This window comes from Paenibacillus amylolyticus (assembly GCF_047302515.1).
In the GTDB taxonomy this organism is placed as follows: domain Bacteria; phylum Bacillota; class Bacilli; order Paenibacillales; family Paenibacillaceae; genus Paenibacillus; species Paenibacillus amylolyticus_G.
Window position 1 is genome coordinate 982,479 of sequence record NZ_CP168019.1, and the last position, 23,187, is coordinate 1,005,665.

A 23,187-nucleotide genomic window follows, 5' to 3' on the forward strand; every position below is an offset into this window, starting at 1 on the left:
AGAATGAGATGGAACAAAGGGATGACCATTGCTGCTGCGGTGGTTGGAAGTATACTTATATTATGGTCGGGCAAAAGTGAACAACCACCTAGTGGCTGGGAACCCTTGCAGCTCGGCACCGAGAAGCCGACGATAGAGCAGGAACTCCCTGCTGTACAGTCGGCTAATTCGGTTCAGGGCAATACAGGAGCATCTTCTTCGGGAACCGAGGCAAGTGGGCTGCAGACTGGAAATGATGCAAAGGCAGATGAGTCTAAAGAGCTTGCGAGCGTTGGGGTTGAAGGTGATTCAGTTGTTCAAACTACAAGTCAGACGAATGATAATCCTTCAGATGCTGCTACTTCGATTGAACCAGTGGCGCAAAGTACGAATTCGAATCCTTCGGTTACCTCCGAGACGGGCTCGAACAGTAATCCACCTGTAGTTCGTGAGGAAGCTAGCGACAATGGCAAGATTGATGTGAATACCGCACCTGTCTCCAAGCTTATAGAGCTTCCCGGAATTGGGGAGAAGAAAGCTCAAGCTATTGTGGACTATCGGAATGCACATGGTCCTTTTGCAAAAGTCAGTGATCTGACGAAGGTCAAAGGAATCGGCATGAAGATGCTGGAGAAGATGGCACCGCATGTGCAGATCCGGTAATATTAAAATAAAAATTTGTGTTGAGCGGGAGGAAAGCAGCATGAGTACAGAGGTACGCAAGGACTGGGACACGTATTTTATGGACATTGCATATATGGTCTCGACCCGTTCCCGCTGTTCGCGTCGTCACGTGGGTGCCGTGCTTGTTCAGGGAAAGAAACTTCTTGGAACAGCCTATAATGGTGCACCCACGGGCGTCCCGGATTGTTCCGAAGCAGGTTGCATGATATCGGAAGAATATGAGTTGGTCGTGACCGATGGACAAGAAGAAATGGTCAAAAAGCAACGCTGCATTCGCACAATACATGCGGAGCAAAACTTGCTTTTATTCACAGATCGAATTGACCGTGAAGGTTCGTCTGTCTATGTGACCGACGAACCTTGCTGGACATGTGCCAATATGCTGGCGAATAGCGGGATTACAGAAATCGTGTTTCATCGTTCTTATCCTAAAGATACCGGCAAGGTTACCAATATGATGCAACAGAAGGGCATAACGTTCCGCAGACTGGAGAATTACCAGCCTCCGCGGGAAACGATGATGACCGTGAGCAACTAATATGAATATGTTTTAATATGTGAGGGAGAACCTCCGGCAAGCCTGAATCGGCTTTCCGGGGGTTTTTCTGCGTTCAATGGGTGAAATGAAGGAGGGGAAGGAATGAAAGGCAGACCGTTACTAAGTTTTACGATTTGCTGGTTGTGCGGGAGCGGGATGGCATGCGCGTTAACAGGCTGGACGTTAATCTGGGGGTTCATTGGAGCGCTGGCATGTCTGCCACTTCTACTTCATTTTATGGATGTACGTGGATGGTCTGTTTTATTTTTACTCGCTTCCTTTATTGGAGGTGCTGCACATTGGGAGTGGAATGACGCACGCAATCATAGCAGTCTGCCGGAGACCATGCATATCTCTGCTGATGCGCTGGACGGTTGGTCAGCCGAAATTCAGGGTGAGCTGGTGTCAGATGTACGCATTGATGGAGATCGGGCTGACTTTAAGATTCAGATGTCTTCAATATTATCAATATCGAATTCATCAACAGATACAGATCTGGCAACATCATCTGCATTCAAAATAGATGAACAATTGATGGTACAAGTCAGACTGTTGGAGGAAGAAGAACAACAGGTAGCAGCGGGCTGGAAGAGGGGCGATTTGATTACGCTTAATGGTTCTTTTGTCCTTCCTGGTGAAGCCAGGAACTTTGGCGGGTTTGATTATCGCAGTTACTTGCGAACCCTGCATATCCACTGGTTGTTCAAAGTGAAGGGAGCCAGTTCGGTCACAGCAGTTGCTCCTGAGGGACTTGGACAATATAACGTACTACGGTGGACGGATTGGACTAGGCATAAGTTGGGCTCGGCGGTTGAGCAGTTATTTCCTGAGCCTCATGCAGGATATATGAAGGGTCTTATTATCGGGATGGCTAATGATATCAATCCCGGTACCTATGGTCAGTTTTCACAACTGGGTTTAACGCATATCCTGGCAATCTCCGGAACCCATGTCGCTGTATATGTTGCGTCGTTGCTTCTCATTCTATCTTGGCTAAGGCTTACCAGAGAAACGGCACTCACGATTGTTCTGATCCTGGTGCCAGCTTATGTACTGTTATCCGGTGGATCACCTTCAGTGATTCGGGCAGGAATTATGTCCATGATTGGTCTGTATATGGCACGTCGTGGCCTCGCCAGAGACGGCCTTCAGATGATTAGTGCAGCAGCATTACTGATGATGTGGTGGGAGCCGTACTTTTTGCTGAGCGTGAGCTTCCAGTTATCCTTTCTCGTGACCGCAGGTTTGATGATCTATATGCCACTGATAAACCGACTGTTTAGCAGTTGGCCTAAATCTCTGGCAGCGACAGCATCCGTGACCGTGACCGCTCAGTTGATTTCGTTCCCAGTAACCATTCTTTATTTCAATCAGTTCTCATTACTCTCATTTGTGGCCAACTTTCTGCTGGTTTCTTTGATCAGTGCCATTGTATTACCTCTGGGGACGGTCGCCATGTTATTGTCATTCATATGGATTCCTTTGGCGAAACCCCTCGCATGGATAGCGATGAAACTGAATCAACTGACTTTTGTAAGCGTGGAGTGGATGAACAGCCTGCCAGGTTTTGTATTGATCTGGGCAACACCGCCCTTGTTATGGATCGCCGCATATTATGCTGTGTTGTATGCCTTACTCTACCTGTTGCATCGTGGCAATGGTGAGCAGCAAGAAACAGCGTTTGTTGAGGAAGAGACGGCTCCTCTTGTGAGGAGACAACCTTCAGTTTCCATGGGGAATGTGGGCATTCGCTCTTCGATGTCTACCGTGGCACAGGATCAAGGTAGGAATCGTGTAGATGGAAAAGAAACTTCATTAACGACATTAGGAGCCAGTATTGCCTGGCCGGAGTATACAAGTGCATTTACCGCACGAGGTGCAGGATATTATTCAAATGAACGAATGAGTAAAGCTCAGCAATGGTTGTGCGGGTTGCTCGCAATCAGCTTTATTGCTGGATTATGGTGGGCATATCAGACTCCGAAGCCTGCTGGAACCGGCATTGTGCAGTTTTTGGATATTGGACAAGGGGACAGCACATTGATTACAACCCCGGAAGGCAAACACATTCTGGTGGATGGCGGGGGAACGGTTAGTTTTGGGAACACCGAACAATCGTGGAAAACAAGACGTGATCCGTATGAGGTAGGTGCCAAGGTGGTTGTTCCTCTATTGAAAAAGAGAGGCATCCATCAACTGGATGCTGTCATTGTAACGCATGCCGATCAGGATCATGCCGGAGGACTACATGCTGTGCTGGAACAGATTCCGGTTAAACGTTTCATGTTTAATGGCACAACCAGTGGTAAAGAAAACTTTGATAAATTACTGGACACAGCCATGGAACGTAAAATTCCTCTGTACGCCATTCAGCAAGGCATGTCCTATAAGGTTGATAAAGAGACAAGTTTACATTTTATAGCTCCGGATCTGGCACATATGGATGTAAATGTATCGGGCAATTTGCCTGTATCTGAACATCAGAATCATGATTCAGTTGTCTTTTTGCTGGAAATGGCCGGGGCTTCCATGTTGTTCACCGGAGATATGGATGCTGCGGCAGAGCAGGACCTGCTCTATATGATTCAAGATGGCTCATTGGCTGCCCAGTTTGAACAGAAAGGTGCAGATATTGGAGTTACAGAGGGAGTTGTACAACGGGTACTTACACGGCCGTTGCAGGTTGATTCAAAAGATGCTTCAGCGGCGTCGGCGTCTGTATCCATTGACGTTCTAAAGGTCGCTCATCATGGTAGTAAAACGTCTTCAACCGAAGCTTGGCTCCAATACTGGAACGCCAGAACTGCCGTCATATCTGCCGGTGTTAACAATACATATGGGCATCCCAATCCGGGAGTGATGGAACGTCTGGAGGCTACCGGGTCAGAGATTTATCGAACAGATCAGATGGGTGAGGTTCAGATGAGAGTGAAAGATGGAAAGATTGATATTCGGTACAAGTTGGTTGGGGTTGAGTGACGGCACGCGATCTATTTATCGGTTTGCAGAAGTAGAGGGTAGCTTATTCAATATCAACTGGAATGCTAAAAAGACAAGAGATCCTGCAATAATGTGGATAGTTTGAGCAGAAAAAGTATTGAAGTTAAGTGTAAATATCGAGTAGATGATCCCACCTATGAAGCCTAATAGAACATATGCGGCAATAGCAACGAGCAATCGTAAATACGTATTATCTTTTTTTCTGTATAAAAGTAATCCATCCACCAATATAGAAAGTGGCGTAATTAAGAAAAGTAAAATAGCGAGGTTAATCAATAAACCAACCGCAAATTTATACCCGAATGAATAATAGTAAGTATTCTCTAATCTTTCATCTATAGGGACATAGTGATATATCCCCATTGCAAGTGAAATGAGAACTGCAGTTAATACAGCTGCAAGTATTTTTCCGCGCGGCCTATTGATTCTATGGGTTTTTGTCATTCGAATATTAACCTCCATCTTAAATAACTATATTCAACAAGAGGATAGGCTAAGGGAGTTACTATATTTTAACATACACATGTTGAGGAAAAGTGGGAAACAGAGAAAAAAAGCACTGAGTTGACCTATAAAAGAAAAAGTCGTTTCGCTGCGAAACGACTTTTTTCTTAATTGCATGGTGGTGACATAATTTTTGGTAGTAGCAGGGTAGGAAATGAGGGAGGGGAGGCGTGGTCCCACCGGCGCAGATCAGAAGGGGACGGATTAAAAATATGAAATATCGTTGCTATAGAAAGTCTACAACGACAAAGGCGCTACAGACTACCAAACGACTTATAGATCCGATAGGCTTCAGCCTAGTGAGATTGTCAGCATTCACGGCACATTCACACAAAGAAGATGGTACCGGCTTCTACTGTTTCTATAGCGGAGAAGGCCTAACCACTGAAGAGGAATTGAAATATTTCATGCTGGAAATGGCAGGATACCGTCAATGAGAACATTACAAAAGTTTCAAATGAATTCAGTCATCGGTAGTAGACTGGTATTCGGCAAGTGAATGAAGGGAAGATTATTTTTAAAAGGACGAGGTACATTTAATAGAGACGCCGAGGTTTACGCTGAGCTGCTTGTGAGGGCCTTGAACGATTTGCAGAAGTAAAAAAAATTTTTGGATGCGAAAACTTTTTGGGAACCCGTATACGTCTTACTTCTTGTTACGACAAAAGATTTATATAGAAAAGGGATAATTCGACCATGTTCAATAGGAAAACTGAAAAAATTCTTACACACTGTATTACCGAGCATAAGGAGAACGTATACCGACTTGCTTATAGCTATGTCAAAAATAAGGATGATGCCCTGGATATCGTACAAGACTCCATATACAAAGCGATGACGAATCTCGAACGTTTGAAGAACCCAGACGCGGTCAAAAGCTGGTTTTACCGGATTGTGGTGAATACCGCCCTGGATTTTCTGCGCAGAAACAAAAAGGTTCAGGCGATGGATCATGAAATGATCGAAACCTACAGCCTCGGGGCAGAAGATACGTATACGGACATTGATTTGAAGTTAACGCTCGAATCCTTGCCGGATAAATACAAGAGCGTCATTATACTGAGATATTTTGAAGACATGAAGATCGAAGAAGTTGCTGCTGTACTGGATGAGAATGTGAATACGATTAAAACAAGGCTGTATCAGGCGCATCAGCTATTGCGAATCAAAATGAATGATGAAACAACCAAAGGAGATCGAGTAAGATGAACAATAATATGGAACAGCTGCGAAAAGAATATCACGAAATACCCATTCCTGATGAATTGGATAACATTGTAAACCAATCGATTCATAAATTCTCTAAGGAGGGAAGGAGGGGCCGCGGCTCAAAGTACAGATGGTTAGCCGTTTCCAGTGCGGCTGCGTTCATGTTCCTTGTTGCGATCAATGTCAGTCCTCCTGTAGCGAAAGCCTTGTCATCCATACCAGGTGTGGACCGGATTATCCAGGTGTTCACGTTCAAGGAATACTTGGTTGACGAGTCTAATTACAATGCGAATATTAAAGTGCCTTCCATTACCGATATGGAGAATGAGCAGTTGCAAAGCGGGTTGAACGAGAAATATATGAAGGAGAACAAAGCGCTTTACGAAAAGTTCCAGGCGGAAATCAGCGAATTGAAGAAGCAAGGCGGAGGCCATCTGGGACTTGATGTCGGATATGAAGTGAAGACGGACAACGACGAGATTTTATCTATACAAAGATACGTGGTCAAGACCGCCGCTTCATCCTCGGAGGAGCTTCAGTTTGATACGATCGATAAGAAAAACCAAATCCTCATAACTCTGCCGATGCTGTTCAAGGACGATCGTTATGTACGGCTCATCAGCGACAACGTTAAAGAGCAGATGCAGGGGCAAATGAAAGCGGACCCTAATAAGATTTACTGGGCTCCGGGAGCTACCGACGTGCCGGTCACCAGTGAGTTCCAGAGCATCGCGAAGGATCAAGGCTTCTATATCAACAACGACGGCAAGCTGGTGATTGCTTTCAACGAATATGACGTTGCGCCAGGCTATATGGGTTCTGTGGAATTCGTCATTCCCACGGATGTGTTGAAAGACGTTCTGATTAATAACAAATACATTAAGTAATGGAAGAGACCGGTGATGGGGTACCCCGCGCCGGTTTTTTTTGTTAGTACTTTGGTCGAAGAGACATTGTTCTGTTTTTGATTTTCCAAAACTTTCTGAACCATCTCATGCGTCTAGCCAATGAGTGTGCGTGATTAGACACTCATACAAAGAGATGGAGGATGAAAGCTATGAAAAAGAAAACGATAAAATACATGAAGATGGGGGCCATGGGCTGTGTAGCCATGCTCGGCGTCGGCGCAGCGAGCTTATCTGCATATGCGCTGGCCTCGGCACCTGTTTCAGCGAACGTAACTGTCAGCTCTAAGGTACAAGCAACCGTCCCTTCGGCTACAGGTGTAAAAATCGTGGAGAAGGTACTGAGCACAACAAGCAAGAACCTTATTGTGAACATCAAGGTACCGCAGCTGGACGGCATGCTGGACACCAGATACCAGAATGAACTGAATGGCATCCTTTTATTCCGTGCGCAAAAGGATCTTGCTCAGTGGGAGAAGGATGCCGCAAAAACGGCCAAAAAGGCAAAAGTAAATCACCAGAAGTTCCACCCCTATGAATTTTACGTCAGCTATAAGCTAAAGTCGGACGGAACTGGAAACCCGGCAGGAGTAGTTTCGCTTGAAGTAATCACGGAAGGTTACAGGGGCGGAACAAGCATGCCCCGGATCGATACCTACAACTTGAAAAATGCCTCTGCGGCTCAGCGCGTGACACTGGAGGATCTCCTCGGTTCTAACTATAAAGAAAAGCTTGATGCAAATATTCTTGCGCAAATGAGAAAGGATCCCGATCAATACTTCCTGGAAGAATTCAAAGGGACGTTCACGGAACAGTCGTTTTATATTGAAAAAGGCGAACTGGTTATCGTCTTCCCAAAATACAGTATCGCGCCGGGATATGTGGGTTCACCGGAGTTCCGTTTCAATTTGAAGAATGCCAGCCTCTGAGGCAAAGCCGAATGATATGAAGCCAGAAATCGCAGTAAAGTTGGATCTGAAAAAGGTGGCAGCTTGCTTCTTCTCGAAAATGGCTCCCAAAGCGCTCGGCGCAGCCACTTCGATTCATAAAAATCAGTTTTCCGCGCAATCCAATTTGTGTCCGACATTTTAAATGTACAAGTACAACATTAATTCAAGTCTTATGCTGGAAACATGACGATTATTCTGAATGTGGCATCCCGAAGACTCTCTTCTTACGGGATGCTTTTTTTAGTTCTAAAGGTAGAAGTTCCATGAAAATGTTTTGTTCTCTTCATTGATTACATTAATTGGAGAAAACTTTTTTCACAAGCTCGGCGTCCTGCCTATGAGCGACAAATCAAAAAGGATAGGGACGAAAGCAAAATGCACGACAACATGAATCATTTCGGAAGTTTAATCCGGAACTTTGCACCGGTACGAGGCGATGGTAAACGTTATATACCAGGATTTGATGGCTTAAGGGCATTATCTGTCATGGCTGTCATGGCCTACCATCTTAATATCAAATGGGCTCAGGGGGATTTGCGTGGCTCCTCATTATCGATCTGTCGAGAGTGATGGCACTCAGTGGTGCTTTTCTGTCATCGATGTTTTATGTGAATAACTGGTGGTTGATTTTTCATCAGGTATCGTACAATGACTTGCAGTTTTATGACTAGAATAAAGATAAGGATGATTTGAAATGAACAAAAGGAAGAAAACACGGTGGCCCGTTTGGCTGGTTGGATTTATTGTATTAGCTGGCGGGATTCTAGGAATCAATCTAATGGTGCAAAATGTTCTAGCTGGGAACCACAGCGTTACAGAGAACGTTGAAGTGTCGCCCAGTGCATACCCAGGCCTAAATATCGAAACAAGGACGAAGAATACGAAGCATTATATACTGTCGATTAGCAACGTTCTCTCAAACAGCAAGGAGATTAATACTCCTATTCAGACGTGGGTCAATGATCAGGAAAAGAAATTCTTAGCCCAGGTTGGGACCGGTGCAAAAACGCTTCAAGGCGATCATCGTGCTGAATTGAATATTACAGTAGATACGAATAAAATTAATGACCATTTATATAGTTTAGTGTTCACTTCCTATCAAATCACCACAGGCGGTGCTAATGGACAATCGATAATAAAATCTTTTAATATCGACACAGCTGAAAATAAAATATTGAATTTATCTGATATCATGACTTATGACAAAGCAGCTGTTAACCATATTATGTCCATCGTGAAGGAAGAATTGAAGAAACAGAAAAACGTTCACTCTTATGTATTCGAAGCAGAACTTCAAAAATCTATAAAAAATCCATCTGGATGGAAATGGTCCATAGGTAACGGAGTCTTTACTTTATACTTTAATAAATACGAGATCGCTGCTGGTGCAGCCGGAACGGTCCAAGTGAACATTCCACTGAAATCCTTGCATTCCTACTTGAAGAAGGACCTTACTAAAAAATGGAATATTACTTATGAAAATAACGATGAACCAAAAGGGAAGAGGCCAACTCAGCCTCCGCTTGATCCTAAAGGGAAATATGTGGCTCTTACCTTTGATGATGGGCCTCACCCAAAGGTGACACCTAGAGTTCTAAAGACTTTGAAGGAGTACAACGCGAAGGCTACTTTCTTCATGCTGGGCGTACAAGTAGAGTATTATCCTGATATGGCTAAAAAGGTTGCTGAGGCTGGCCACGAGATCGGCAATCACTCTAAGAGTCATCCGAATCTGGCGAATATGAGCCTGAGTGAGGTACGCAAACAAATCAAAGAATCATCGGACCGAATCGAAGATGCGACTGGAGAAAAACCTACCCTATTCCGTCCGCCTTATGGTGCTATGAATGGATCAGTCAAAAAAGTCACCAAAGAACAGAAAACACCCATTATTTTATGGTCTGTGGATTCGCTGGATTGGAAAAGCCGGAACGCCCAAGCTGTAAATAAAGAGGTTGCTAAAAACATCAGATCAGGTTCGATTGTACTTATGCATGATATTCACGCTTCTACAGCTGATGCGCTGCCCCAAATGCTTAAATCACTAAAAAAGCAAGGCTACCAATTCGTAACGGTTTCTCAGTTGTTGTCCTTGAATGAATCCAAAGGAAATGGCCCTTATTATAATCGATAAGTTCATCACACAAAAAGAGGTACAAACCTTCGTTTTTCTAAGGTTTGTACCTCTTCTATAAGAATGGATTTGCACTATCCTATATAAACCGACCTTCACTTATTTGGATTTAAAAATCATTCCTTGCTGTTTCATTTGAATGCAGGTTACAGCACAGCACAAAAAAAGCCCGCTTTCCGTTACACTCCAGGAGGGAGAATATCGGAAAACGGGCCATTTTTCCAAAGTGTAGAAGAAATATAAGAACTACTCAACGCCATCCTTAAAGTGTTTGTTCCAGTGTTTGTCGCCCTTGTGCAACAGATCTTCTACCGTTTTCTCAAGAGTCATCAACAGCTGTGCTCTGACATCAAGTACGGTTTCTCTGTACAAGCGTTCTTCCGATCCAACGATTTTATCGCCGTATAATGCCTGTGCAGCTACGTACTTCCGATGTTCCTCGACCAGAGTATCAATGGAGTCCAATGCATGTTCCACAAAGTGGGAAATACTTTGGTATTCTTTGGGCATTTGTTCTTTTAAAGCTTGAATTTTCGCAAGAGCTGGCATGCTCATCACCTCGTGTTTATGAATGTAAATTTACAATACACTATTTTCATGAAAATTGCATTAAAAACAGCTTAAATTTGGACAAATTTCGACTTTTTTTATTTTAGGACCCAAAAAAGTGCTTATCTATAATGTATGCCATTGCATTTGAATTGAGTCGTGTAAGTAATGGAATCCCTTTTGGATACGTTTGGTGACTCGTTATGCAATTTCTGTTATTCTAAGAGAAGATTTCAGCCGCCCTAATACATACGCCGTTATTTTGTTATGGCAAATTAAAAAAATACTTAACTTTGCAACAATTTTATTGATGATCACGTCTGTAAGGTTGCAGGGAGAGGGGGATCCTTTGTGGTAGAGCCGGAACTCATCAGAGCCGCTCAATCGGGCGATCGCGACGCTCTAATTACCCTATTGCGGGAGATTGAACAACATGTCTATCGGACCGCATATTACATTCTAAATAATGAACAGGACGCTTTGGATGCTGCGCAGGAAGCGTTGATCCGAATTTACACCAAAATCAACTCATACGAAGAAAAGGCCCAATTCAAAACATGGGTACAACGCATCGTCACGAACATCTGTATTGATAAATTCAGAAGAACCAAGCCGTCTGTCTCCATTGACGAACATGACATGGTTTTTCAGGACAATCAGGATGTGGAGTACGAGGTCATGTCTACATATGTGGCCCAGGACATTCAGGATGCGATCAACAAGCTTCCCGAGCACCATCGTACCGTTATTGTTCTAAGATATTTGCAGGACTTATCCTACAATGAAATTGCGGATTGTCTCGATCTTCCGTTGAATACGGTGAAATCTTATTTATTTAGAGCCAGGCAGCAATTACAGAATCTACTACAGGAATATCAGAAAGGTGGTGTGACAGGATGAAATGCGAAGAGGTGGTGGAATGGATGCACCGCTATCTGGATCATGATCTGGGCGAGGCGGAAACCGCGCAGATGCTACAGCATGTGGCGAAGTGTCCGGAGTGCGCCGAGAATTTTAGTTTACTCAGAGCTCTTTCCAGAGAACTGGAAGAATTACCGCAAGTAAGCCCGAAATTTAGTCTGGTTGATGCGATTATGCCACAGCTTGATGCCATTGACGAAGCGCGGAAGGAACAAAGTAGCACCATACAGGAAATGAATCCTGTCCCCGCTACATTTGAGAATTTACATCGTTCAAGTGAGCGGAAAACGAAGCAAAAATGGCTTAACTCGATGGCAGGACGTATGTCCATGGGTGCAGCGGCTGCGGCAGTTATATTGGGATTCGCCATCTGGGGAAATCCACCTGAACAGATTGAGAATGCCGATTCCATGCTGATGAGCTCTGGAGCTTCTCAAGAGAGCGGCAATGTGGACGAGAATCCATTAAGCAAGAATATTGAAAATTATGATCCTGCCACTTCGTCCCAACCAAGCAGCAACGATGTGTTTGTGGATCAATCGAATGTTTCACCAACTAAACCAGATAACCAAGACGTAGAAACAATGCCTGAAGAGAACGGTGGAGATGAGGTACAGGAGCCTGAAGTTCAGGTAGATCTGACACCTAAACAACCGGCTACAGAATCAACGCCTGCTCCGAATAAAGGACCGCAGGATAATTCGTCCAAAACTCCTCCGACCGATAATCAGAAGAATCCGGTTCAGAACCAAGATTCTGAGCAGAGAATTCAGGGATCAGAAGATTCTCCTAAATCTTCTGCAGATGGGGAAGAGAGTGGAGTAACAGAAACAGAAAATGGAGATGCGCAATCCTTCACTTCTCAGGATACAACACCTAATATAACTGAAGACGTTCCGGTTGAAGGTAACACTGTACCTGATTCCAGTGCAGGTGCAGACGCTTCTGGAGGTAACAAAGGATTCGCAGCAGGACCGGATCAGGGAATGACCACAACAGCAGCACCAAAAGAATGGAAGTCACCTGACGGTTCCTATGTAGTTATGCTTATTGGTGATCAAATCAGCATATACTCCAAACCTGTGAGCGAACCGGATGTTCTAAGTTTGGTTGAACAACGCAGTATAGAGGGGACACTGAAGTCAGCGAGTTGGTCGAAGGATGGTACCCTGTTTAATTACGAAACGGACAAGGACGGAACAACGGCGAAGAACTCGTTTAATGTACCTGCTGTTTCAGGTGGAGCTCCTGCGAAATGATTAAAAATGGGGAGTGCGCTCCTCTAAACGAAAGAACATTTTCAGTATGACAAGCATATAGTGGAAGTAACAAAACGTCCTATCTCAGTTCAAGCAACTGACGTCGTATGACCGCGCACCGGCTTTTTCTAGAACTGCTGGTGTCAGCGTTTATATAGATGTAGGACAGGGGACCTTCATCCATAACTGGATGTAAGGTCCCTTTGTTGTCTTGCGTTTTTTCTGGTAGGATAAGAGGGATAAGGAGGCGCCGTGAATGGATGTAAAAAGTGCAACAAAGGCAATACGTAATGGAGAAACGGCACCGATATATGTGCTGTACGGAACGGAGAAGTACCAGATACAGCAATTTACGGATATGTTAAAAGAACAGGTTATTGAAGAAGAACATCGTGATTTTGCGATTATTCCATATGATTTGTCTGAAACGGCTGTGGAGGTCGTTATTGAAGAAGCAGAGACCGTACCTTTTCTAGTTCCCCGCAAATTAATTATTGTAAGGGATGCGAGCCTGTTCACCGCAGGTAAAGAATCCAAGATTGAACATCAGGTTGATCGTCTGCTTACATATATGGAAAATCCGGCAGATTACAGTACGATTGTTTTCCTGGCCCAAGGGGATAAGCTGGATGAGCGTAAGAAACTGGTGAAAGCTGTCAAGAAACAGGCAGTAGTTCTTGCTTTTGCTCCACTCAGTGGAGAAGAGTTATTGAATTGGATAGTGAAACTTGCGAAGCAGCGGGATGTTTCCTTGGAGACGGGAGCGGCGGAAACGTTGATCAGCTATGCAGGAACAGGTCTTCAGACCCTGTCTGCTGAAGTAGATAAGTTATGTTTGTTTGCGGGTAATGGGGGGACAATCAAGCGTGCTGATATCGAGTCACTGGTTGCCCGTAGTACAGAGCAGAATGTATTTTCACTGGTGGAGGAACTCGCTAATTTGCGATTAGAGAAGGCATTGGCTCTGTTCTATGAGTTGCTGAAGCAGCGGGAAGAACCGATTAAAATTGCGGCTTTAATTGCACGCCAGTTTCGGATCATGATCCAGGTGAAAGAGTTGGGCCAACAAAGTTACTCCCAGCAGCAGATTGCCAGTCAGCTAGGTCTGCATCCGTATGCTGTTAAGATTGCAGGTGAGCAAGCCCGTAAATTTCAGCCGGAACGTCTGAGAATGATTTTGAGTCACCTCAGCGAACTGGATTACCAGATGAAAACAGGAGCGGTGGATAAAGTGCTTGGTCTGGAGCTGTTCTTATTGAGACTTGGTGCATGAATGGATAAGTAAACGTAATAGATTACTAGTGTGAATAACAAACAAAGCGACCTTTGCTCCATGATAGTTAAATCATCGGAATAAAGGTCGCTTTTGTTTGTGTCTTATACTTATCGAATCAGATACTAAAAAATCCTGAAAGCCTATGCTGTTCAGGATTTTTCCATTGGATCGTATAAGTAACGCTTCTTACGCTTGTGCGGAAAGAGCGTTCAGTTTTTTCGCCAAGCGAGACTTTTTGCGTGCTGCAGCATTTTTATGAACCAGACCTTTAGTTACAGCCTTGTCCAGCTTTTTGGAAGCAGCTTGAATCGCAGCTTTTGCAGTATCAACTTCGTTACTTACCAGAGCAGCATCAGCAGCTTTAACAGCTGTACGGAGTGCAGACTTCTGGGAAGCGTTGAGTGCGCGGCGCTTGTCGCTCGTTTTTACGCGTTTAACAGCGGATTTGATGTTTGGCATTACATTCACCTCCTGTAAGGCATTTGCATGAATACAAACGTTTCACAACTTAAAATATTCTATCACGCTAGCATGTAAAATGCAACAGATATTCCTACGATGTTCGACATGCTGTATAAAGAAACCCTTTTTCCCACACAATATGCTCAAATGCGGTAAGGGAGGCAAGGACAGAATGACACTGGATTTGCAAAACTATACAGTTCGTACCGATTTGGCGATCGACTCCAAGGAAATGGCGCAAGGTGGGCAGAAACAGACGATTCCGGGACTACGGGAAGATGTGGAGAAAAAAGAGGGCATTACGATTACACGTATTGATGTCCTGACTGAAGAAGCAGCCACGGCCATTGGTCGGGTAAAGGGCCACTATGTGACCTTGGAAGTACCTTCACTCCGTAATGGTGATACCGAGTTACAGGAGCGAGTTGCTGCCGAGTTCACACGTGAAATGGAAGATTTTATGGTTAAGGCGGGAATTAACAAGACATCCAAGGTTTTGATTGTGGGCTTGGGCAACTTAAATGTCACCCCGGATTCACTCGGTCCACTTGTTGTGGAAAATCTGATGGTGACGCGTCAGTATTTCGAATTGGTGCCAGATCAGGTTGCGCCAGGGTATCGGGAAGTCAGCGCGATTGCTCCCGGCGTGTTAGGTACAACGGGCATTGAATCCAGTGACATCGTACAGGGGATTGTAGACCGGACCAAGCCGGATGCCATTATTGCGATTGATGCGCTGGCCTCCCGTTCCTTGGAACGTGTAAATACAACGATTCAGGTAGCGGACATTGGTATTCATCCTGGTTCCGGTATTGGAAACAAACGGCGTGGCCTGACCCGTGAGATATTAGGTGTGCCTTGCATCGCCATCGGAGTACCAACCGTATGTTATGCGTCCACCATCGTGAACAATGTGATTGAGATGATGCGTTCACACTTCCGCCAGGAAACGGATCAGACCAAACAGATCATGGGTATGCTGGACGACATCGGTGAGCAAGAGCGCTTGAGTCTGGTGAAAGAGGTACTGGAGCCACTAGGTCATGACCTCATTGTTACCCCAAAGGAAATCGATGAGTTTATTGAGGGAATTGCCAATGTTATCGCTACAGGACTTAACGCCGCACTCCATGATGCCGTGAATCCAGATAACGTAGCCGCCTATACACATTAAAACTTAAAACTGTTGAGAAGAAGGTCCGAATCTATCGGACTTTCTTTTTTTTGTTTCTGGAATCTTTCATTTTCCTGTTCTATCAATTTGGGCCGGCTCATAGAGTTGAAGTATAAGAGTTGTCCAGCAGGGAAGGAGACAGCAGAATGAACAAGATATTGGCCTGGAATATTGGGAAGTGGAAAAAAAGATGTCTGCACGTGCTGGCCATGGGCCGTACGTTGTTGTTGCTTATGATCATATCTGCCTTGTTTTTTGTTGTACTGGGTCTGGGGGGGATGGCAGAGAAACGCTTGAATAATTCACCCGTTTCTTCCATGAAAGGATTTGCGAGTGCCGTATCAAGCCGCTTTTTCGTCGATATGCTCGGTATGGAGATGCCTCATCTCACCCAGAAGGAACAGACCTCTGCCATATCCGGTGAGAATCTCACCTCATTTGTTTTCCAATTACTAACGAATGTAAATCCTCAAGATCCCAAAAGCCTGATTGCGAGAGAAATGCCGGGCATGGGTTCCAACCAACCTGTTCTGCTCCGTCCTGGATCTGGTAATGAAAAAGCCGAGGCTCCCGAAGATTATCAGCCCGGTCCCGGTCTTACGGATACGGCTTCCGCAGGTGGAGGGAAACCCGGTAGTGAGCTGCATGTTCCACCAGGACAGGACAATACGGATCCACCTGAGTCGAGTGAGCCTGGAGATGGAGAAGGTAAAGAAGATCCCCCAGCGAAGAATGGTGAGAAAGACAATTCAGGCTCACCGACAACAGGCAAAAAGTCAATTCTTATCTATCATTCCCATCCACGGGAAGGCTACAATCCACTGCTAGGTACAAAAAGTGATAATCCATCATCAGGCAAATCAACAGGCAATGTATTTCAAGTGGGAACCTACCTCTCAGACAGTCTGAAGAAGCTGGGAATCGGCGTAGAACACGCCAAGGATGATTACCCCACTAAAGTAAAGGACTATAACTGGAACTATTCCTATAAATACTCCCGTCAAACGGTAAAAGCGGCACTCGCTCAAAATGATGATCTGACGTATCTCATAGACATTCATCGCGATTCACAACGTCATGGCAAAACAACAACAACTATTAATGACTTGGGCTACGCCAAAGTGTATTTCATTATTGGACATGAAAATCCAAATTGGCGGCAGAATGAAGCCTTTGCAGCGAAAATTCATAAGAAACTGGAAGCCAAGTATCCTGGGGTATCCCGTGGTGTGTGGGGCAAAGATGGTGGAGGAGCCAACAATGGAGAGTATAACCAAACCCTTTCACCCAACAGCATTTTGATTGAGATTGGTGGCATCGACAACACAGGAGCTGAGCTCCAACGGACATCGAAGATTCTAGCAGACATGATTGCCCAAGTGTATTGGGAAGATCAGAAGGTGGACAAAGCCAGTGCAGAAACGTCATCACAGGGTGGATAGGGACTATATATGTATGAAGAACAAAATAGTAGAGAGTGACAGGAGGCAAAGCATATGTCCAGATTCGGTAAAAGACTGTTATCCATCGCTGTATTAATGTTGCTGGGTGTTCTGTTTGGAATGCAGCTGGCAGGCAGCAACTTTCATATGGGTAATTCATCAGGAGGCACGTCAACCGTTGTGACAACTGAGCCAACTCCATCGGTGACCGAATCTGTTCCGACTGCACCTGTCCAAAAGGAAATTAAAGAACCACCATTTGTACCTGTTCAGTCACCAAGCCAAGTGCTTGGGGCGGATCAAAATAAGGCTCCGGTTGATGTGTTGGCAGACAAAACGGCTGGATTATTGCAAAATCTCTCATATAGTGGAATCAAGTGGGTAGTCTCCCTTTTTAGCGGCGTTGCTGAATAAAATACCATGATTTAAAGGTACAATATAACCTCTGGGAGTGCATGATGGCACTTTATTATAAAGTTGAGACATCACGGGATTGATGCACTGTGCTTCAACTGTTATAATGAAGTGATTGACACTAGGCTGTTTCTGGGGGTAAGGAATGACTGACATTCGGGCAAGACAACGTAAAATTCGTAACTTTTCTATTATTGCACATATAGATCACGGCAAATCAACACTTGCGGACCGGATCTTGGAGCACACAGGTGCGCTCACTTCACGTGAAATGCAGGAACAAGTTCTGGATAAAATGGACCTTGAACGTGAACGTGGAATAACGATCAAGCTACAAGCAGTAGCCTTGACTTACAAAGCGGATGATGGTGAAGAGTATTTATTGAATCTGATTGATACACCGGGACACGTAGACTTCACGTATGAAGTATCACGCAGTCTTGCTGCATGTGAAGGTGCTCTGCTGGTTGTGGATGCGGCTCAGGGAATTGAAGCCCAAACACTTGCCAATGTGTATCTGGCATTGGATAACAACCTTGAAATTTTACCGGTTATCAACAAAATTGACCTTCCGAGCGCTGATCCTGAACGGGTGAAGCAGGAAGTGGAAGATGTTATTGGTTTGGACACAAGTAATGCGGTTTTGGCTTCGGCCAAATCAGGAATCGGAATCAAAGAAATTTTGGAACAAGTGGTGAAAAGTGTTCCGGCACCAACTGGTGATCCTGAGCAGCCTTTGAAAGCGCTGATTTTTGACTCGCACTATGACCCGTACAAAGGTGTAATCGTATATGTACGTGTTGTTGACGGCAAAATCAAATCCGGTTCCAAAATCAAAATGATGGCAACAGGTAAATCATTTGAAGTCATTGAAGTTGGAGCGTTCAAACCTCGTATGACCATCGTGGACGAGTTGAACGTCGGGGATGTTGGATTTATCGTTGCAGGTATCCGTCATGTTGGCGATACACAAGTCGGGGATACAGTAACGGATGCCAAAAATCCAACACCGGAACCTTTGCCGGGTTATCGTAAAATTAACCCAATGGTGTATTGTGGTCTCTATCCGATCGAAACATCGGACTATGTTGATCTGCGTGAAGCGTTGGAGAAATTGCAGTTGAACGATGCGTCTCTGAGCTTTGAACCGGAAACATCCAGTGCACTTGGTTTTGGATTCCGTTGCGGATTCCTTGGACTGCTTCATATGGATGTTATCCAGGAGCGGATCGAGCGGGAGTTTAACATTCCGTTGATCACAACGGCACCAAGTGTAATCTATCACGTCACCTTAACAAATGGTGAAGTGATGAAAATCGACAACCCATCCAACTATCCTGAGGTGGGACGGATTGATTACGTTGAGGAACCATACGTCAAGGCAGATATTATCGTACCGAATGATTATGTAGGTACCATTATGGAGCTGTGTCAGACTAAACGCGGTGAATATGTAAATATGGAATATCTGGACACAACCCGGGTTACCATTACCTATCAGATTCCGTTGTCCGAGATTGTATATGACTTCTTCGACCAGTTGAAATCCGGTACCAAAGGATATGCATCGCTGGATTATGAGCTGTCCGGTTACCGTCAGTCCAATCTGGCAAAAATGGATATTGTACTCAATGGCGAACAGGTGGATGCTCTTTCCTTCATCGTTCACCGTGACCGTGCCTATAACCGCGGACGCATTGTCTGTGAGAAACTGCGCGAGCTGATTCCACGGCAAATGTTCGAGGTGCCAATTCAGGCATCTGTAGGTACCAAGGTCGTTGCTCGTGAGACGGTAAAAGCAATGCGTAAAAACGTACTTGCCAAGTGTTATGGTGGTGACATCTCGCGGAAACGGAAACTGCTTGAGAAGCAGAAGGAAGGTAAGAAGCGGATGAAGCAGGTTGGTAACGTTGAGGTGCCACAAGAGGCATTCATGGCGGTACTGAAAATTGATGATTAAACAATCTATTTTGAGGTACAACACAGAATGTGTGTATTCAAATTAGATTAAGGAGAATTCAATTTCGGGTACAACACAGAATATTAAATAACTAAGCTGAAAGGGAAGCCGGATGGCTTTCCTTTTTTCAAATAGAGGGGGACTTGCCATGACATTGGCAGCACACAGCCGGAAGACAGGTGCGCCCCAAGCGGTGTATCTTCACATTCCCTTTTGCACGAATAAATGTTTTTATTGCGACTTTAACTCTTACGTTCTGAAAGATCAGCCCGTGATGCAATATCTCGAAGCGCTGGAACGGGAGATGGAACATACAGTTAAGGCCAATCCACCGGGTGAGATCAAGACCATATTTGTAGGTGGGGGTACGCCAACAGCTCTGAAACCGGATGAGATGGCAGTATTTCTTCGTTCCGTGAAGACATATTTCCCAAATTGGGCGGACGATATTGAATTTTCGATGGAAGCCAACCCGGGAACCACAGATGCGGAGAAACTCGCTGCGATGAAAGAGGGCGGGGTCAACCGTGTCAGCTTTGGCGTGCAGGCGTTTCAGAATGATCTGCTGACAGGCATTGGGCGTATTCATAATACGGATGATGTATATCGCAGTTTGGAGAATGCTCGAAAAGCAGGCTTGAATAACCTGTCCATTGACCTGATGTTTGGTTTGCCAAACCAGACTGTTGAAATGTTGAATGAGAGTATCGACAAAGCGTTGGAATTGGATCTGCCGCATTACTCCATCTACAGCCTGAAAGTCGAAGAGAATACACTTTTCCATACCCTGTATCAGAAGAACCAGTTGCCACTTCCTCATGAAGATGATGAGCTGGAGATGTATCTTCTATTAATGAGACGTATGAAAGAAGCAGGTTATGGACAATACGAGATCAGTAACTTTGCCAAACCGGGCTTCGAGAGTCGTCACAATATTACCTACTGGCGTAATGAGGACTACTACGGTCTGGGTGCAGGTGCACATGGATATGTGGGCCGCGAACGGCATATGAATATTAAAGGTATAAATCCTTATGTTGAAGCTTCGCGAGCAGGACTGCCTCGTCTGGATCATTTTGAGATTGCTCGCCCGGAAGCCATGGAAGATTATTTGATGGTTGGACTGCGAATGTTGGAGGGAGCTTCGGCCTCACGCTTTAGCGAACAGTTCGGAGAGTCCATGGAAGAAGTGTTTGCGAAGCCTTTGGGCAAAATGTTGAACGCAGGGTTGCTTGAGCGGACGGCAGATGGCTTCCGACTGAGCGAGCAGGGCATCCTGTTCGGAAATGACGTTTTTGCGGAGTTTATCGGGTCCATATCGCTGAATTCATAGCTTGAAATTCTATACGCTCTGTTGTATATTTATTCATATTGATTTTACAGAGCGTGTTAATTTAACAACTACGAAGTCAGCTTTCCTCTGGAAAGCTTGGTAATAGGAGGAGAGCAGGATGTCGGTAATATGCAGAAAAGCCGTGCCGGAAGATGTTGAACCACTGTATGAAATGATTAAGGGCTATGCAGAGCGTGGGATCATGCTTCCGCGTTCACGGGAAATACTGCACCGACAACTGGAGCACTTTGTTGTAGCCGAAGTCGATGGTGAAGTCGTGGGTTGCGGATCGCTTTGTCGTCTGGGGAATGATTTGGTGGAAGTCAGATCACTCGGTATCTCGGAAGGACACAAGGGGCTCGGTATTGGCTCCCGATTGCTGGATCGACTGGTAGAAGAAGCCGAGAAACAACAGATTCCAAAGGTAATGGCGTTGACATATGAAGTGTCCTTCTTCCTCAAAAACGGCTTTGCCGTGGTGGAAAAAGAGATTTTCCCCGAGAAAGTATGGACCGACTGTGTTCATTGCAGTAAGCAGGATTGTTGCGATGAGATTGCGGTATTAAAAGAGCTTAACGTTTCAGCATAACAACTGAATGGACTGCATGGATCGAGCCGAGTCAGCCTCTGCCCTACATGCAGTCCTTTTTTACTTCAAAGTATGTTCAATAAAGTTGTTAGGACTCGTTGACATTGGTCTATACTATAAATAGATGAGCCCACTCATCAAACTCACTTGACAATGTTCACGTCAGTTTGGTATTTTTGTATTACCGCTTAGCACTCATCTAACCGGAGTGCTAACGACATGGGACAGTACAGTCAGAAGGAGGGATACTCACCATGTTAACAGAGCGTCAACGAATGATTCTGAACGCTATAGTGGATGACTATATCCGTTCAGCTGAGCCCGTAGGGTCCCGGAGCATTTCCAAAAGGGGAGATGTTGGATACAGTCCGGCGACGATCCGTAATGAAATGGCGGACCTTGAAGATATGGGTTTCCTGGAACAGCCTCATACATCGGCTGGACGCATTCCTTCTCATAAAGGCTATCGATATTATGTCGATCATTTGGTTCCCTGGAATCAGGTGGAGCCTCAGGAGTTGGATGATCTGAAGTCGTTCTTTGCTGAAAAACTGAACGTCATGGAACAAGTTATTCAGCATGCATCCAATATTTTGTCACATATGACGAATTATACTTCGATCCTGCTTGGACCAGAAGTTTTCCATACGTCCTTACGTCACTTCCAATTGCTTCCGCTGAACGAGAGTGAAGCTGTGGCAATCATCGTGACCAATACAGGTCAAGTGGAGAACAAGACGGTGCAGATTCCACCAGAAATCTCGGTAGCCGAGATGGAAAATGTGGTTCGCTTGTTAAATACCAAACTTGTGGGCGTACCAATCTACAAATTGAAATCCCGTCTTTATACCGAACTTGGGCAAGAGATGGAACGGCATATTACACGTTATGAGGAAGTTATGCAGGTGCTGAACAGTGCCTTTGACAATGAACATGATAATCGTCTGTTCCTCAGTGGTGCCACCAATATGTTGACTCAACCGGAGTTTAAAGATATCGAAAAGGTAAAAGATATTCTTGACCTGCTGGAAGAGACACCAACACTCATGAAATTGATGATGCCCGTGCCGGGTGGATCTGGTATTCAAGTGCGAATCGGCACTGAAAATGATCATGAAGCCTTTGCCAACTGCAGCCTGATTACAGCCTCCTATTCATTGGACGGTGAGGCTTTGGGTTCGATCGGTATTCTAGGACCCACGCGGATGGATTATGCACGTGTCATTCATATTCTAAATACACTATCCCGTGACTTGACGGCGATGCTGACACATCGTTTCAAATAAGATTCGGGAATGAACCATTTCATTCGTATAAGGAGGTGAACATCTTGAAAGAGGAGCAATCATTTACAGAAGAACAAGAGGTAACAGCAACTGAGCAGGAGCCTATTAATGAAGCTGGCGCTGCAGAAGCACAAGCTGAAGAGATGGCTGGTCAGGAGCAGGATGAGCTTGCACGTCTGAAGGCAGAAGCTGAGGAGCAACAACAGCGTTATGTCCGTGCACAGGCTGATTTTGATAACTTCCGTCGTCGTACGCAGAAGGAAAAAGAAGAATTGGCTAAATACGCTTCGATGAAGCTGGTCACCGAACTGGTACCGGTTATTGATAACTTCGAGCGCGCCATGGCTACTGTACCGGAAGGAGCAGAGGTCGAATCTTTCTCCAAGGGCATCCAAATGATTTTCCGTCAATTGGAAACCGTGATGAATAATGAAGGTCTGACGGCTATGGAATCGGTAGGACAACCGTTCAATCCTGAATTCCACCAAGCAATTATGCAAGTGGAGAGCGACGAGTACGAAGAAGGTATCGTTGTTGAGGAAGTCCAAAAAGGCTACATGCTGAAAGATAAAGTGCTTCGTCCAGCTATGGTAAAAGTCAGCTCATAATTTCTTATAGG

General features: G+C 44.9%; 22 protein-coding genes. 19 read left to right on the forward strand and 3 right to left on the reverse strand.

The genetic code is table 11. The features are described from left to right. Nucleotides 1-3 precede the first annotated feature (3 nt). The 3 genes from ACDJ59_RS04240 (at nt 4) to ACDJ59_RS04250 (ending at nt 4,180) form a co-directional block, all read left to right on the forward strand. On the forward strand, nt 4-642 hold the full coding sequence (locus tag ACDJ59_RS04240; protein ID WP_413407783.1) for a ComEA family DNA-binding protein: 639 nt from the start codon (nt 4-6) through the stop codon (nt 640-642). A 40-nt stretch (nt 643-682) separates the two neighbouring features. Next, on the forward strand, nt 683-1,201 hold the full coding sequence (locus ACDJ59_RS04245; RefSeq protein WP_145323337.1) for a deoxycytidylate deaminase: 519 nt from the start codon (nt 683-685) through the stop codon (nt 1,199-1,201). A gap of 102 nt (nt 1,202-1,303) precedes the next feature. Continuing rightward, a complete protein-coding gene (locus ACDJ59_RS04250; protein ID WP_413407784.1) occupies nt 1,304-4,180 on the forward strand; it encodes a ComEC/Rec2 family competence protein in 2,877 nt (958 codons plus the stop codon). A gap of 15 nt (nt 4,181-4,195) precedes the next feature. Here the strand turns inward: ACDJ59_RS04250 and ACDJ59_RS04255 are convergent, their stop codons facing one another. Continuing rightward, nucleotides 4,196-4,645: a hypothetical protein gene (locus ACDJ59_RS04255; protein WP_413407785.1), complete on the reverse strand. Its 450-nt coding sequence runs from the start codon at nt 4,643-4,645 to the stop codon at nt 4,196-4,198. A 272-nt stretch (nt 4,646-4,917) separates the two neighbouring features. On the opposite strand from ACDJ59_RS04255, the gene ACDJ59_RS04260 reads away from it, so the two are divergent. The 5 genes from ACDJ59_RS04260 to ACDJ59_RS04280 all read left to right on the forward strand — a co-directional run bounded on the left by ACDJ59_RS04260 (nt 4,918) and on the right by ACDJ59_RS04280 (nt 9,903). Next, nucleotides 4,918-5,142 carry a hypothetical protein gene (locus tag ACDJ59_RS04260; protein ID WP_413407786.1) on the forward strand — a complete coding sequence of 75 codons (225 nt, stop codon included), beginning with the start codon at nt 4,918-4,920 and terminating at the stop codon, nt 5,140-5,142. A gap of 259 nt (nt 5,143-5,401) precedes the next feature. Then, nucleotides 5,402-5,914 carry an RNA polymerase sigma factor gene (locus tag ACDJ59_RS04265; protein ID WP_413407787.1) on the forward strand — a complete coding sequence of 171 codons (513 nt, stop codon included), beginning with the start codon at nt 5,402-5,404 and terminating at the stop codon, nt 5,912-5,914. Next, the gene (locus ACDJ59_RS04270; protein ID WP_413407788.1) at nt 5,911-6,801 is read left to right on the forward strand and encodes a DUF3298 domain-containing protein; all 891 of its coding nucleotides are present in this window, start codon (nt 5,911-5,913) and stop codon (nt 6,799-6,801) included. Before ACDJ59_RS04265 ends, ACDJ59_RS04270 begins: the two co-directional genes overlap by 4 nt. A gap of 170 nt (nt 6,802-6,971) precedes the next feature. Then, nucleotides 6,972-7,748, forward strand: coding sequence for a DUF3298 domain-containing protein (locus tag ACDJ59_RS04275; RefSeq protein WP_413407789.1), 777 nt, complete (start codon nt 6,972-6,974; stop codon nt 7,746-7,748). Between the two features lie 715 nt (nt 7,749-8,463). Then, nucleotides 8,464-9,903 (forward strand): polysaccharide deacetylase family protein, encoded by a 1,440-nt coding sequence (locus tag ACDJ59_RS04280; RefSeq protein ID WP_413407790.1) that lies wholly within the window; start codon nt 8,464-8,466, stop codon nt 9,901-9,903. A 246-nt stretch (nt 9,904-10,149) separates the two neighbouring features. On the opposite strand, the gene ACDJ59_RS04285 is transcribed toward ACDJ59_RS04280, so the two are convergent. Next, nucleotides 10,150-10,452 carry a hypothetical protein gene (locus ACDJ59_RS04285; protein WP_076211684.1) on the reverse strand — a complete coding sequence of 101 codons (303 nt, stop codon included), beginning with the start codon at nt 10,450-10,452 and terminating at the stop codon, nt 10,150-10,152. A gap of 351 nt (nt 10,453-10,803) precedes the next feature. Here ACDJ59_RS04285 and ACDJ59_RS04290 point away from each other — a divergent pair, with 351 nt between their 5' ends. From ACDJ59_RS04290 to holA, 3 genes are all read left to right on the forward strand, one after another. Then, the gene (locus tag ACDJ59_RS04290) at nt 10,804-11,352 is read left to right on the forward strand and encodes an RNA polymerase sigma factor (protein WP_017687205.1); all 549 of its coding nucleotides are present in this window, start codon (nt 10,804-10,806) and stop codon (nt 11,350-11,352) included. After that, nucleotides 11,349-12,632 (forward strand): zf-HC2 domain-containing protein, encoded by a 1,284-nt coding sequence (locus ACDJ59_RS04295; protein ID WP_413407791.1) that lies wholly within the window; start codon nt 11,349-11,351, stop codon nt 12,630-12,632. The genes ACDJ59_RS04290 and ACDJ59_RS04295 overlap by 4 nt, the downstream gene beginning before the upstream one ends. Nucleotides 12,633-12,888: 256 nt before the next feature. Further along, nucleotides 12,889-13,905 carry a DNA polymerase III subunit delta gene (gene holA / locus ACDJ59_RS04300; RefSeq protein ID WP_036668560.1) on the forward strand — a complete coding sequence of 339 codons (1,017 nt, stop codon included), beginning with the start codon at nt 12,889-12,891 and terminating at the stop codon, nt 13,903-13,905. A gap of 189 nt (nt 13,906-14,094) precedes the next feature. On the opposite strand, the gene rpsT is transcribed toward holA, so the two are convergent. Further along, the gene (gene rpsT / locus ACDJ59_RS04305; protein WP_024628504.1) at nt 14,095-14,367 is read right to left on the reverse strand and encodes a 30S ribosomal protein S20; all 273 of its coding nucleotides are present in this window, start codon (nt 14,365-14,367) and stop codon (nt 14,095-14,097) included. Nucleotides 14,368-14,542: 175 nt separating this feature from the next. On the opposite strand from rpsT, the gene gpr reads away from it, so the two are divergent. From gpr to grpE, 8 genes are all read left to right on the forward strand, one after another. Next, nucleotides 14,543-15,544 (forward strand): GPR endopeptidase, encoded by a 1,002-nt coding sequence (gene gpr, locus ACDJ59_RS04310; protein ID WP_413407792.1) that lies wholly within the window; start codon nt 14,543-14,545, stop codon nt 15,542-15,544. A 146-nt stretch (nt 15,545-15,690) separates the two neighbouring features. Next, nucleotides 15,691-16,986 carry a stage II sporulation protein P gene (locus ACDJ59_RS04315; protein ID WP_413407793.1) on the forward strand — a complete coding sequence of 432 codons (1,296 nt, stop codon included), beginning with the start codon at nt 15,691-15,693 and terminating at the stop codon, nt 16,984-16,986. Between the two features lie 54 nt (nt 16,987-17,040). Then, entirely contained in the window at nt 17,041-17,400 is a 360-nt protein-coding gene (locus ACDJ59_RS04320) for a hypothetical protein (RefSeq protein WP_413407794.1), read from the forward strand. Nucleotides 17,401-17,545: 145 nt separating this feature from the next. After that, complete coding sequence (gene lepA, locus ACDJ59_RS04325; protein WP_413407795.1) at nt 17,546-19,360, forward strand: translation elongation factor 4; 1,815 nt, start codon at nt 17,546-17,548, stop codon at nt 19,358-19,360. Nucleotides 19,361-19,508: 148 nt separating this feature from the next. Further along, nucleotides 19,509-20,693 (forward strand): radical SAM family heme chaperone HemW, encoded by a 1,185-nt coding sequence (hemW, locus tag ACDJ59_RS04330; protein WP_036668565.1) that lies wholly within the window; start codon nt 19,509-19,511, stop codon nt 20,691-20,693. A 118-nt stretch (nt 20,694-20,811) separates the two neighbouring features. After that, nucleotides 20,812-21,282, forward strand: coding sequence for an N-acetyltransferase (locus tag ACDJ59_RS04335; protein WP_017687214.1), 471 nt, complete (start codon nt 20,812-20,814; stop codon nt 21,280-21,282). A gap of 254 nt (nt 21,283-21,536) precedes the next feature. After that, nucleotides 21,537-22,568 (forward strand): heat-inducible transcriptional repressor HrcA, encoded by a 1,032-nt coding sequence (hrcA, locus tag ACDJ59_RS04340; protein WP_036615092.1) that lies wholly within the window; start codon nt 21,537-21,539, stop codon nt 22,566-22,568. A gap of 44 nt (nt 22,569-22,612) precedes the next feature. Next, nucleotides 22,613-23,176 (forward strand): nucleotide exchange factor GrpE, encoded by a 564-nt coding sequence (grpE, locus tag ACDJ59_RS04345; RefSeq protein ID WP_036668567.1) that lies wholly within the window; start codon nt 22,613-22,615, stop codon nt 23,174-23,176. The last annotated feature ends 11 nt before the right edge of the window (nt 23,177-23,187 follow it).